This is a genomic window from Pseudomonas anuradhapurensis, assembly GCF_014269225.2.
GTDB lineage: Bacteria > Pseudomonadota > Gammaproteobacteria > Pseudomonadales > Pseudomonadaceae > Aquipseudomonas > Aquipseudomonas anuradhapurensis.
Map to the genome: position 1 here is coordinate 1,090,292 of NZ_CP077097.1, position 12,555 is coordinate 1,102,846.

At 65.4% G+C, this 12,555-nt stretch carries 9 protein-coding genes; 5 read left to right on the forward strand and 4 right to left on the reverse strand.

From position 1 onward, the window contains the following. Nucleotides 1–147 precede the first annotated feature (147 nt). The 4 genes from HU763_RS05060 to gap form a co-directional block, all read right to left on the reverse strand. The gene (locus HU763_RS05060) at nt 148–2,736 is read right to left on the reverse strand and encodes a TonB-dependent receptor (RefSeq protein WP_186686146.1); all 2,589 of its coding nucleotides are present in this window, start codon (nt 2,734–2,736) and stop codon (nt 148–150) included. Between the two features lie 242 nt (nt 2,737–2,978). Next, a complete protein-coding gene (locus HU763_RS05065; RefSeq protein ID WP_186686143.1) occupies nt 2,979–3,941 on the reverse strand; it encodes a FecR family protein in 963 nt (320 codons plus the stop codon). Between the two features lie 74 nt (nt 3,942–4,015). After that, nucleotides 4,016–4,528 (reverse strand): RNA polymerase sigma factor, encoded by a 513-nt coding sequence (locus tag HU763_RS05070; protein WP_170028449.1) that lies wholly within the window; start codon nt 4,526–4,528, stop codon nt 4,016–4,018. A gap of 236 nt (nt 4,529–4,764) precedes the next feature. After that, nucleotides 4,765–5,766 carry a type I glyceraldehyde-3-phosphate dehydrogenase gene (gene gap / locus HU763_RS05075; protein WP_170028450.1) on the reverse strand — a complete coding sequence of 334 codons (1,002 nt, stop codon included), beginning with the start codon at nt 5,764–5,766 and terminating at the stop codon, nt 4,765–4,767. Nucleotides 5,767–6,031: 265 nt separating this feature from the next. On the opposite strand from gap, the gene edd reads away from it, so the two are divergent. From edd to HU763_RS05100, 5 genes are all read left to right on the forward strand, one after another. Beyond that, nucleotides 6,032–7,858, forward strand: coding sequence for a phosphogluconate dehydratase (edd, locus tag HU763_RS05080; RefSeq protein ID WP_186686140.1), 1,827 nt, complete (start codon nt 6,032–6,034; stop codon nt 7,856–7,858). Further along, nucleotides 7,855–8,814, forward strand: coding sequence for a glucokinase (locus HU763_RS05085; protein WP_186686138.1), 960 nt, complete (start codon nt 7,855–7,857; stop codon nt 8,812–8,814). Before edd ends, HU763_RS05085 begins: the two co-directional genes overlap by 4 nt. 173 nt (nt 8,815–8,987) lie before the next feature. Then, complete coding sequence (gene gltR / locus HU763_RS05090) at nt 8,988–9,713, forward strand: two-component system response regulator GltR (protein ID WP_170028453.1); 726 nt, start codon at nt 8,988–8,990, stop codon at nt 9,711–9,713. Then, nucleotides 9,694–11,148, forward strand: a complete 1,455-nt coding sequence (locus HU763_RS05095) for an ATP-binding protein (protein ID WP_186686136.1) — start codon at nt 9,694–9,696, stop codon at nt 11,146–11,148. Before gltR ends, HU763_RS05095 begins: the two co-directional genes overlap by 20 nt. 119 nt (nt 11,149–11,267) lie before the next feature. After that, a complete protein-coding gene (locus HU763_RS05100; protein WP_186686134.1) occupies nt 11,268–12,515 on the forward strand; it encodes a D-mannose isomerase in 1,248 nt (415 codons plus the stop codon). The last annotated feature ends 40 nt before the right edge of the window (nt 12,516–12,555 follow it).

A 12,555-nucleotide genomic window follows, 5' to 3' on the forward strand; every position in this document is an offset into this window, starting at 1 on the left:
GAACAGTAAAAAATCGGGTTTTCGTGTTGCCTGTACTGGCCTCTTCGCGGGCATGCCCGCTCCCACAGGTCCAGCGCAGGCCCAAGGCTTGCGCAGTACCTGTGGGAGCGGGCGAGCCCGCGAAGAGGCCGTTACAGGTGCAAAGGGTCAGATATCCCAGACCACATTGATGCCGAAGTTGCGCCCCGGCATGCTCAGGCGGTCGATGTTGGCTGGCTGGGTCACTGCCGCTTCACCCTGGCCGTCGTAGCTGCGCACCGAATCCCACTGCCAGTACTTCTTGTCGGTGAGGTTGTACAGGCCAGCGTTGATGGTGACGTCGTCGCTGACCCGGTAGTAGCCGGTCAGGTCCAGTACGCCGTAGCCCGGGGTGCGGAACTTGCTGGCGGAGCCGTCGGGCGAATGGAAGCTGCTGTCGTCGACGCGGGTCTTGCGCTTGACCAGTGTCCAGCTCAGCAGGCCACCATATTGCTGTTGCTCGTAACCCAGGCCGAACACACCCTTGAGCGGGTTGACGCTGTTCAGCGGTGCGCCGCTGTCATCGTTGCGGCCGTAGGTATAGGCAAGCGAGCCCTGGCCATACAGGCCCTGCGGCGCGCCGAAGCGGTCGAGGTTCAGGCGGCCCTTGAACTCGGCGCCCTTGATGGTGGCGTGCTCGATGTTGCTGGCGCGGAAGGTCTGTTCCAGGTTGGCGCTCTGCACCGCGTCTTCATCGATGAAGTCGCGGTACTTGTTGTAGAACACCGCCACATCGAAGCTGCCGGCGTCGAAGTTGCCGCGCAGGCCGGTTTCATAGCTTTTGCTCTTTTCCGGTTCCAGGCCTGGGTTGCCTTCCACGCGGTAGCCCTGGTCGAGGTTCTGGAATTTGCCGAACATGGCTTTGGCGGTCGGCGTGCGGAAGCCTTCGGCGTACTGGCCGTACCAGGTGTAGTTATCGTTGAAGGCATAGGTGAGGCCGAACTTGGGCGAGACACGGTGCCACTTCCTGGTGGAATCGTCCTGGGAGGTGGGCGCCGCACCGGTGGATTCCAGGCCGCGCAGGTATTCCTCGGTGAACCTTGGCTCCATGCGCGTGTAGTCATAGCGTGCACCGGGCAGGAAGGTCCAGTCGTTCCAGCGGATTTCATCCTGCACGAACAGGCTGTAGGTGTTCACGGTCGGGTCGGGGAAGTCGCTGACCAGGGCCTGGCCATCGGCCGGGCGATCAGCACCGGCGGCAGGGCAACCTGCGCCAACGGCCAGGCAGGTACCGGTGCCGCTGCGCGAGCCGGTGACCTTCTCATGCCTTAGGGTGGTGCCGTAGGTCAGCAGGTGGTCGCTGGCGCCAATGCTGAAGGCCTTGTCCAGCTGCGCATCGAACACCCACTGGCGATCCTTGTAGAGGGTATCGCGGGTGCGCAACACCTGGCGGGTAAACGGGGCGTAGATTTCCTCGGTATGCTGGTCGGTCTTGGCAACCTGGTAGTTGAGGCTCCACTTCAGGTGGTCGGCCACCGGCGATGCCAGGCCCAACTCATGGCTGATGCCGAAGCGCTCACGGGTGATGACGTCGTTGCCGCTACGCGCCTTGTAGAACCCCATGCCCTTGCCGCCGCCGATGAACGGCCCGCCCACCGCGCTGAGGATATTCTGCTCGCGGTCATCCTTGTAGTGTTCGTAGGTAAAGCCCAGGCGAGCATCCTCGGCGTAGTCCCAGCCCAGCTTGGCCAGCACGTTGGTGGTGCGTGCGTCCATCGGGTTGGCTTCGCTACGCGACAGCCCGGCGCCGCTGTGGCCGCCGTGGGTCTCGGTCTCATGGCCGTTGCGCTGGCTCAGGTGCAGCAGGCCGTCGACGTCACCTTGGCGAGCGGCGACAGTGGCGGAGGTCAGCCAGCTTTCGTCGGCCGAGCTGTAGCCGCTCTTCAGGCGTGCGCCGGCGTCCTTGCCGGGCTTGATGATGTCGTCCGGGTCGAGGGTGAAATAGCTGACCGCGCCACCGATGGCGTTGCTGCCATACAGCACCGAGGCTGGGCCGCGCAGGATTTCCACGCGTTTGACGATTTCCGGGTCGACGTAGTTGCGCTGGGTCTGGGCGTAGGGGCCATAGAAGAAACTGTCGGGGATCGACACGCCGTCGACCTGGGTGAGGATTCGCTCGCCGTCGATGCCACGGATGTTGTAGCCGTTCAGGCCGCTGCGCTGGCTGGTGCCGGCCACTGACACCCCTGGCTCATAGCGCACCAGGTCGTGGATAGTGTTGACGTTCTGCCGGTCCAGTTGTTCGCGGGTCTGCACGCTGACGGTGCTCGGCACCTGGCTGACGTCCTGGGCGCTGCGGGTGGCGCTGACGGTGACCTGCTGCAGGGCGACCACGTTATTGCCGGCCTGGCGTTCGAGCACCACATTGCCGTTGCCGATCTTGCGCACGCCCAGGCCGGTGCCGTGCAGCAGGCGCTTGAGTGCGGCTTCCGGCAGTAGCGCGCCGTGCACGCCTGGCGAGACTACGCCGTCGGCCAGCTCGGCGCTGAAGCCGACCTGCCAGCCGGTGACCTGGCTGAAGGCATTGATGGCCGTCACCAGTGGTTGCTGGCCGATGTTGAAGCGGTATTCACCCATGCGCGGGCTGCTGGCCTGGGCCGGCTCGGCGGCCAGCGTCGGCAGGCTGCAGGTGCCGCTGGCGAGCAGGGCCAGGGTCAGCAGGGACAGTGGCACTGTACGGCGGGGAAGGGTGGAGGGGCGGGTAGGACCTGTGGACATCGAAAGCGCTCCCTGACGCGCGGACTGTTATAGGTGTTGGCTGTTCCTGTTTTGAAACAAGAATCGGTCGCATTGGCTATAACGAGACGGGCGAGGTGACGCGACCGCGTAAAAATAAATACAAGACCGTGCGCCCTATCGCCGGCAAGCCAGCGCGTTACCTGTAGGAGCGGATTTATCCGCGATGCAGGCGGCGCGGTGTGTGCGGGGTCGCCAGCGATCAAGCCGGCCTAGGCAAAAGATCAGTTCAGGATGACCAGCGCCGGGTACTCATGCAGCCGGGCCGAGGTGATGTGGGCCAGCGCGCGCAGGGTCTGCAGGGGCTGGTCGAGGCGGTAGTTGCCAGTCACCGTCACGTTTTCCAGCTGCGTATTGCGGTTGATGATCCAGCCTGGGTAGTAGCGCCGCAGCTCTGCCAGCACCTGGCTCAGCGGGCAGTCTTCAAACACCAGGCGGCCCTCCACCCAGGCCAGGTCCTTGCGCATGTCGGGGCGCTGGCGCTGGCCAAAACCATGGGGGCCGATGCTGATGCTTTCGCCGGCACTCAGGCGGATACGCTGGTCGCGGGCGCCCTGCAAGTCGACATCGCCGCGTTGCACCCGCACTTGTGCTTCGCCGCCAAGGTAGCGCACGGCAAAGTCGGTATCGCCCACCTGGGCGCGCAGCGGCCCGGCCTGTACTTCCAGTGGCAACCGTGCTTCTCCGGCAACCTGGAAATAGGCCTCACCTTGCAGCAGGCGGGCGACCTGGCGGCCGTCACGGTACTCGCTGGCGAATGCCGAATCGGTGTTGAGCAACACTTTCGCCCCGTTGTCCAGTTGCAGGCGCTGGCGTTCGCCGACCAGCGTCAGGTGATCGGCCTGCAGGCGCAGGGGCAGGTTGCCAAAGGTGCACAGCCCGACCAGCAGCAGCGCGGCGGTAGCCAGCGGTTTCCAGTGGCTGCGCAGGCGCCCACGCCACGACCGGCGCTGTTGCAGATGCATCTGCACGGCCACCTGGCGCAGCGGTGCGCCGTGCCACAGGGCTTCGGCCTCGACATAGGCTTCGGCGTTTTCCGCTGCTGCGCTCAGCCAGGCTTCGAAGGCCAGGGTCTCCTCGGCATCGGCGCATTGCAGGCGTACCAGCCAGTCCAGCGCCTCGTCCATGGCACGGGCACGGGCGTCTGGGCCGGCGGGTGACGGGCGGGGGGCGGGGCTGTCGGTCACGGTGAATCCCTGAATGGTCTTTTCTGCGAATGATCAAGGTTGGGGCGGGTGGGTAGCAAGGGCTTTGCGTCGCCTCACTTGAGGCGGTCGGCAACACCCATGCAGATCGCCATGATCAGTTTCAGTTCCTTCTGGACCGTGCTGGGCGAAACTTTCAGTTGTTCGGCAATTTCCAGGTAGGTGGCGCCATGCAGGCGGCTGAGGATGAAAATGCGTTGCTGGCGTTCGCTCAGCTGGCCAAGGCTGACGCTCAACTGCTTGAGCAACTGTTCGGCATGCGCGGCATCCTCGCTGCTGGAGGCCGGCGCGGCCACGCTATGCAGCACCTCGTCGGGCACATCGTCGACCAGCATGCGCGATTGCACCCGGCGTGCGCGCAGGTGGTCGAGGGCCAGGTTGCGCGCGGTCTGGAACACGAACGGTTCGATGTGTTCGACGCGCCGCTCAGCGAGGGCGCGGGATACCCGCAGGTAGGTCTCCTGCAACAGGTCCTCGGCCGTGTTCGGGTTGCCAACCATGCGCTGCAGGGTACGCAGCAGGCTCAGGCGCTGGACGAGGAAGACGGAATTGAACCGGGACTGACTCACGAGGGGACCTGGGCGACAAGGGGTTAATGATAATGCTTATCATCCTTGTCGAAGGTCAAGCTTGGAAATGTTAGGAAAAGGTAAAGTTTGTGAGTGCCGCGCCTTGCGCGATCCCTGTGTAGGAGCGGCCTTGCGTCGCGATGGGGCGCGGAGCGGCCCCTGGATCGCGACCCCAGCACATTTGGCCGGGGCCGCTTTGCGGCCCATCGCGACGCAAGGCCGCTCCTACCCGGCACTCAGCCGGCCCGGCACAGCGCCAGGCAGTTATCCAGCATGCGGTTGGAGAAGCCCCACTCGTTGTCATACCAGGCCAGCACCTTGAGCATGCGCCCGTTGGCCCGGGTATGGTTGGCATCGAAGATCGACGACAGCGGATTGTGGTTGAAATCGCAGGAAACCAGCGGCAAGGCGTTGTAACCCAGCACCCGCGAATGCTTGCTGGCTTCGAGGAACAGCTGGTTGACCTGCTCGGCCGTGGCCTCGCGCCGGAGGTTGACAGTGAGATCCACCAGCGACACGTTGATCACCGGCACGCGCACCGCCATGCCGGTCAGCTTGCCGGCCAGTTCCGGCAGCACCAGGCCTACCGCCTCGGCGGCCCCGGTCTTGCTGGGGATCATCGACTGGGTCGCCGAGCGTGCGCGGTACGGGTCGCCGTGATACACGTCGGTCAGCACCTGGTCGTTGGTATAGGCATGGATGGTGGTCATCAGGCCCTGCTCGATACCGAACTCGCGGTGCAGCACCTGGGCAATCGGCGCCAGGCAGTTGGTGGTGCAGGAGGCGTTGGAGATGACCTGGTGCGAGGCCCGCAGGACATCATGGTTGACGCCGTATACCACCGTGGCATCGGCGCCTTTGGCGGGGGCCGAGACGATTACCTTGCCTGCCCCCGCAGCCAGGTGCGCGGCGGCCTTGGCGCGCTCGGTGAACAGCCCGGTGCATTCGAACACCACGTCGATCGCCTCGGCCTTCCACGGCAGTTCGGCCGGGTTGCGGATGGCGCTGACGGCGATACGGTCACCATTGACCGTCAGGCTTTCGTGGTCGGCCTCGACGCTGGCGTCAAAGGTGCCATGCACGCTGTCGTATTTGAGCAGATGGGCGTTCATGGCGCTGTCGCCCAGATCGTTGATGGCGACGACCTGCAGGTCCTGGCGGTAGCCTTGGGTATACAGTGCGCGCAGGACGTTGCGCCCGATGCGGCCGAATCCATTGATGGCGATGCGTAAAGTCATGGCAGTACCTCTGGCAGTCCGAGTGAAACCTGTGGCACAAAGGAGCTTCACTGAAACGGTTTTGTTGTTGGAATTACAAGATTATTCACTGGCCGATAGAAAACAAGCCTTTTTAGTGGCAATATTTTGTTTAAACATACAACGAGTGGTCGGGCGACGTGCCTCCACCGATGCAGCGGGCTCCTCTACCTTGAGCCTAGGCCGCAATCGTTTGGAGGGGAAATGCCTGGTAAACCGCCCTTACAATTAGCCTGGAGTCCAGTACATGCATCCGCGCATCCTTGAGGTCACCCAGCGGCTGGTCGAGCGCAGCCGTGCCACCCGCGAACGCTACCTGCAGCTGATTCGCGGCGCGGCCAGTGAAGGCCCCATGCGTGCCAGCCTGCAATGCGCCAACTTCGCCCACGGCGTGGCCGGTTGCGGCAGCGAGGACAAGCAGACCCTGCGCCTGATGAACGCGGCCAACGTGGCCATCGTCTCGGCCTACAACGACATGCTCTCGGCGCACCAGCCGTACCTGCACTTCCCCGAGCAGATCAAGCAGGCCTTGCGCGAAGTCGGTTCGGTCGGCCAGTTCGCCGGTGGCGTGCCGGCCATGTGCGACGGCGTGACCCAGGGCGAGCCGGGCATGGAGCTGGCGATTGCCAGCCGTGAAGTGATCGCCATGTCCACCGCCGTGGCGCTGTCGCACAACATGTTCGACGCTGCGCTGATGCTGGGCATCTGCGACAAGATCGTCCCCGGGCTGATGATGGGCGCATTGCGCTTCGGCCACCTGCCGACCATTTTCGTCCCGGGCGGGCCGATGGTGTCCGGCATCTCCAACAAGCAGAAGGCCGACGTGCGCCAGCGCTACGCCGAAGGCAAGGCCAGCCGCGAGGAGCTGCTGGAGTCGGAGATGAAGTCCTACCACAGCCCGGGTACCTGTACCTTCTACGGCACGGCCAACACCAACCAGCTGGTGATGGAAGTGATGGGCCTGCACCTGCCCGGCGCCTCCTTCGTCAACCCGTACACGCCGCTGCGTGACGCGCTCACTGCCGAGGCCGCGCAGCAGGTCACGCGCATGACCAAGGCCAGCGGCAACTTCATGCCGCTGGGCGAAATTGTGGATGAGAAGGCGCTGGTCAACTCCATCGTCGCCCTGCATGCCACTGGCGGTTCCACCAACCACACCTTGCATATCCCGGCAATTGCCCAGGCGGCGGGGATCCAGCTGACCTGGCAGGACATGGCCGACCTGTCCGAAGTGGTGCCGACCCTGTCCCACGTCTACCCCAACGGCAAGGCCGACATCAATCACTTCCAGGCCGCTGGCGGCATGGCCTTCCTGATCCGCGAGCTGCTCGATGCCGGGCTGCTGCACGAGGACGTCAACACCGTGGCCGGCCATGGCCTGCGTCGCTACACCCAGGAACCGTTCCTCGACGAGGGCAAGCTGGTGTGGCGCGAAGGGCCGCAGCACAGCCTGGACGAAAGCATCCTGCGCCCGGTGGCCCGACCATTCTCGGCCGAAGGCGGCCTGCGGGTAATGGAAGGCAACCTTGGCCGCGGCGTGATGAAGGTGTCGGCGGTCGCCCCGGAGCACCAGGTGGTCGAAGCCCCGGCACGGGTGTTCCACGACCAGCAGTCGCTGGCCGATGCCTTCAAGGCCGGCGAGCTGGAGCGTGATTTCGTTGCCGTGGTGCGCTTCCAGGGCCCGCGCTGCAACGGTATGCCGGAGCTGCACAAGCTCACACCGTTCCTCGGTGTGCTGCAGGATCGCGGCTACAAGGTGGCGCTGGTCACCGATGGGCGCATGTCCGGTGCCTCCGGCAAGATCCCGGCAGCTATCCACGTCTGCCCCGAGGCGTATGACGGTGGCCCGCTGGCGCGGGTGCGCGACGGTGATATCGTGCGCGTCGATGGTGTCGAAGGCACGCTGCGGGTAATGGTGTCGGCCGAAGAACTGGCCAGCCGCGACCTGCCACCCGCACCCCAGGGCAACGACCTGGGCTGCGGGCGCGAGCTGTTCGGCTTCATGCGCATGGCGTTCAGCCCGGCAGAGCAGGGCGCCAGCGCCTTCACCGCGACCCTGGAGAACCTCAAATGAAAGACCTGCTGGTTGGCGACATCGGCGGCACCAATGCCCGTTTCGCGTTGTGGCGTGACAACCAGCTACATGCGGTGAAGGTCTTCGCCACCGAGGACTACACCAGCCCGGAACAGGCCATCGAGGCTTACCTGGAAGGCCTTGGCATCGCTCGCGGCGGCGTGACTGCTGCCTGCCTGGCGGTGGCCGGGCCGGTCAATGGCGACGAGTTCCGCTTCACCAACAACCATTGGCGCCTGAGCCGTCAGGCGTTCTGCCAGCGGCTGCAGATCGAGCAGTTGCTGCTGATCAATGACTTCACCGCCATGGCGCTGGGCATGACCCGTCTGCGCGATGGCGAGTTTCGCGAGGTGTGCCCGGGCCAGGCCGACCTTTCGCGCCCGGCGTTGGTCATCGGCCCGGGTACCGGTTTGGGTGTCGGCTCGCTGTTGCGAGTGGGTGAGCGTTGGTGCGCCTTGCCGGGTGAGGGCGGGCACGTCGACCTGCCGGTGGGCAATGCCCGCGAAGCGGCAATATACCAACAGATTCACGCCCAGATCGGCCATGTCAGCGCCGAAACCGTGCTCAGTGGCGGTGGCCTGCTGCGCCTGTACCAGGCAATCTGTGCACTGGACGGCGACACACCCCGACACAACACCCCGGCGCAGATCACCGATGCTGCGCTGGGCGGCGAACCACGGGCGCTGGCGGTGATCGAGCAGTTCTGCCGGTTCCTCGGCCGAGTGGCGGGTAACAATGTGCTGACGCTGGGCGCGCGCGGTGGGGTCTATATTGTCGGCGGTGTGATCCCACGGTTTGCCGAGCTGTTCCTGCGCAGCGGGTTCGCTGCCAGCTTTGCCGACAAGGGCTGCATGAGCGGTTATTTCGCCGGGGTGCCGGTATGGCTGGTGACGGCGGAGTTTTCCGGGTTGCTGGGGGCTGGAGTGGCCTTGCAACAGGCGCTGGATCACGGCTAGGTGATTGAGGGCCGCTGCGCGGCCATCGCGACCCAACGCCGCTGCTGCACCGGGACCTGGGATTTCCGGCCCGGCGCAGTCGCTGTAGGAGCGGCCTTGGGTCGCGATGGGCTGCGCAGCGGCCCCGATAGCAGGCAACGAAGACCTGTAACCAGACAAAAGGAAAGACCACCTTGAGCACTGCCGGTAAATCGATCCTGATGGTCGACGACGACCAGGAAATTCGCGAACTGCTGCAAACCTACCTGAGCCGTTCCGGCTTCCAGGTGCATGCCGAAGCCGACGGCAAGGGCTTTCGCCGCGCCCTGGAAACCACCCCTTGCGATCTGGTCATCCTCGACGTCATGTTGCCCGACGAAGACGGCTTCAGCCTGTGCCGTTGGGTACGCCAGCACCCGCGCCAGGCACGGGTACCGATCATCATGCTCACCGCCAGCTCGGACGAAGCCGACCGGGTCATCGGCCTGGAACTGGGCGCCGACGACTATCTGGGCAAACCGTTCAGCCCGCGCGAATTGCAAGCACGGATCAAGGCCCTGCTGCGCCGTGCCGAGTTCGGCCAGGCGGCGCCGGGCAGTGCCGTGCTGGCTTTCGACGACTGGCGCCTGGACACGGTCAGCCATCGCCTGTTTCATCGCGACGGCGAGGAGGTGATGCTCTCCGGCGCCGACTTTGCCCTGCTCAAGCTGTTTCTCGACCACCCCCAGCAGATCCTCGACCGCGACACCATCGGCAACGCCACCCGAGGTCGCGAGCCGATGCCGCTGGACCGCATCGTCGACATGGCGGTGAGCCGCCTGCGCCAACGCCTGCGCGATACCGACAAACCGCCCCGGCTGATCCGCACCGTGCGCGGCAGTGGCTACCTGCTGGCTGCCCATGTCTGCAGTGGCTCCTGAGCGGCGCTGGCGGCTGCTGCCGCGCTCGTTGCTGGGGCGCATGCTGCTGCTGACCTTGCTGGTGGTGCTGCTGGCCCAGGGCTTGTCCAGCATCATCTGGGTCGCCCAGTTGCGCGCCAGCCAACTGCAAGGCCTGCGCGCCAGTGCCAGCAGCCTGGCCCACTCGATGAGCGCCAGCGTCAGCTACTTTCGTTCGTTGCCGGTGGGCTACCGGCCCATGGTGCTCGATCAGCTGCGCAGCATGGGCGGCACGCGCTTCTTCGTATCGCTCAACGCCAAGCCACTGGACATGCCGGTACTGCCGGTCACCCCGCGCAAGCAGGTGGTGATCGACGTGTTCCAGCAAGTGCTGCATGAGCGCCTGGGTTCGCAGATGGAAATTTCCGTGGCGTTCGTCAGCCCCGACGACCTGCGCATCTTCAACAGCGGCCTCAAGCTCGACGAGCTGCCGCGCTCGTGGGCGCACTACTCGTTGACCCTGGAACCGCTCAACCCGCCGGTGCTGGTGACACAGATCCGCCTGGGTGAGGGCGAGTGGCTGTACATCGCCTCGCTGCTGCCCGAGCCCTATACCAGCCTGGAGGCCGAACGCCTGCCGCGCCAGCAGATCGGCTTCATCGTGCTGACCACCGTGTTGCTGCTGCTGTTCATCGGCCTGCTGGTGCACTGGCAGAGCTGGCCGCTCAAGCGCCTGGCACGGGCGGCGCGCGAAATGTCGCTGGGTGCCGATGTGGCGCCGGTGGCCGAAGGCGGTGGCAGTGAGGTGGTGGAAGTGGGCCGGGCGTTCAACAGCATGCGCGAACGTATCAGCCGCTACCTGACCGAACGTAGCCAGCTGTTCAGCGCTATCTCGCACGACCTGCGCACGCCGATCACTCGCCTGCGGCTGCGGGTCGAGCTGCTGGAGGACGAACGCCTGCAGGCCAAGTTCAGCCAGGACCTGGATGAGCTGGAGTTGCTGGTCAAAGGGGCCTTGCAGTGCGTGAAGGACACCGACATTCATGAAAACATCGAGCCGGTCGACCTCAACCAGGTGCTGGAAATCCTCGCCGAGCCCTACCTGGGCGATGGTCGCATCACCCTCGAAGGCCGGGCACTGGCACCGTATCCGGGCAAGCCGCTGGCGTTGCGACGGTGCATCGGCAACCTGATCGACAATGCCATCAAGTACGGCGAGCGGGCACGGTTACGCATCATCGACAGTGCCGAGGGCTTCGTGCTGCAGGTCGATGACCAGGGGCCGGGGGTGCCCGAGCAGCAGCTGGAACAGGTGTTCGAGCCGCACTTCCGCCTGGCGGGGCAGCAGCAGGGCTATGGGCTGGGGTTGGGCATCGCGCGCAACATCGCTCATAGCCATGGCGGCGAGGTGAGTCTGCTCAACCTGCGCGAGGGCGGGTTGCGGGTGACCTTGTACCTGCCGCGGGGCATGGACTGAGAGCCGGTGCCGGCAAGCGAAATGTCACTGCGCGGTGACAATCCACCGGCCCTTCGTGACATCCCACCCGACCGCGCTGACTAGAATTCGCCCACGACTGGCAAGGATCAAGCTGGCCCATGAATACGCATAACCTGCCTGCCACCCGTTGGCTCGATGCCCCGGCTCACACCGCCTGGCGCCTGGCCGAAGCACAGCGCCTGCTGGCGTTCGCCAAGGCTGCGAAACTGCCCGATGGCTTCGGCAGCCTGGATGCCAAGGGGCAGCTTGCCCCCGGTGCCCGTGCCGACACCCTGAACACCGCCCGCATGACCCACTGCTTCGCCCTGGCCCAGCTGCAGGGCTTGCCCGGTTGCCTGGCCTATGTCGAACACGGTGTGGCTGCCCTGCGTGGTGCCATGCAGGACGCCACCCATGGCGGCTGGTTCGCCCACCCCGATGGCGCTACCGACAGCGGCAAGGCCGCCTACCTGCATGCCTTCGTCGCCCTGGCCGCCAGCTCGGCGGTGCTGGCCGGCGCTGCCGACGCGCCCGCCCTGCTGGAAGACGCGGTGCAGATGCTTGTCGCGCATTTCTGGAGCGAAGCGGAGGGCGCCCTCTGCGAATCCTTCTCCCGTACCTGGCAGTCGCCCGAGCCGTACCGTGGCGCCAACAGCAACATGCACGCGGTCGAAGCCTTCCTCGCCCTGGCCGATGTCACTGGCCAGCGCCTGTGGCTGCAACGCGCCCTGCGCATCGCCGAACGCGTCATTCATGGCCATGCCGCCGCCAACGGCCATCGCGTCATCGAGCACTTCGATGCCTTCTGGCAGCCACTGCCGCATTACAACCTGGAGCGTCCGGCTGATCCTTTCCGGCCGTATGGCACCACCCCCGGGCATGCGCTGGAGTGGGCGCGGTTGCTGCTGCACCTGGAGGCCAGCCTCGAACGGGCCGGCCTGCCTGCGCCGGGCTGGCTGGTGGACGACGCGCGCGCGTTGTTCGACGCGGCCTGCCAGCACGCGTGGCACGTCGATGGCGCGCCGGGCTTTGTCTATACCCTGGACTGGGCCGATCGGCCGGTGGTGCACGCGCGCCTGCATTGGGTGCACGCCGAGGCCTGCGCCGCCGCAGCGGCGCTGTTGCAGCGTACTGGCGAGGCACGCTACGAGCAGTGGTACCAGCGCTGCTGGGATTTCATTGCCAAGCATTTCATCGACCTGGTTGCGGGCAGCTGGCACCACGAGCTCGATGCACATAACCAGCCAGCCGGGATGCTGTGGCCGGGCAAGCCCGACCTCTACCACGCCTACCAGGCATTGCTGCTGCCGGGCTTGCCGCTGGCGCCGAGCCTGGCCAGCAGCCTGGCCGCCAATGTAACCAGATGATGACATTCACGCGTCGCTTCGTTACCTGACGAGGCGCGCA

Excerpts from the sequence above, each read along its gene's own strand:
- HU763_RS05060 (WP_186686146.1), bottom strand. The coding sequence starts at position 2,736 with ATGTCCACAGGTCCTACCCGCCCCTCCACCCTTCCCCGCCGTACAGTG.
- gap (WP_170028450.1), bottom strand. The coding sequence starts at position 5,766 with ATGACTTTACGCATCGCCATCAATGGATTCGGCCGCATCGGGCGCAAC.
- edd (WP_186686140.1), top strand. The coding sequence starts at position 6,032 with ATGCATCCGCGCATCCTTGAGGTCACCCAGCGGCTGGTCGAGCGCAGC.
- HU763_RS05085 (WP_186686138.1), top strand. The coding sequence starts at position 7,855 with ATGAAAGACCTGCTGGTTGGCGACATCGGCGGCACCAATGCCCGTTTC.
- HU763_RS05095 (WP_186686136.1), top strand. The coding sequence starts at position 9,694 with ATGTCTGCAGTGGCTCCTGAGCGGCGCTGGCGGCTGCTGCCGCGCTCG.
- HU763_RS05100 (WP_186686134.1), top strand. The coding sequence starts at position 11,268 with ATGAATACGCATAACCTGCCTGCCACCCGTTGGCTCGATGCCCCGGCT.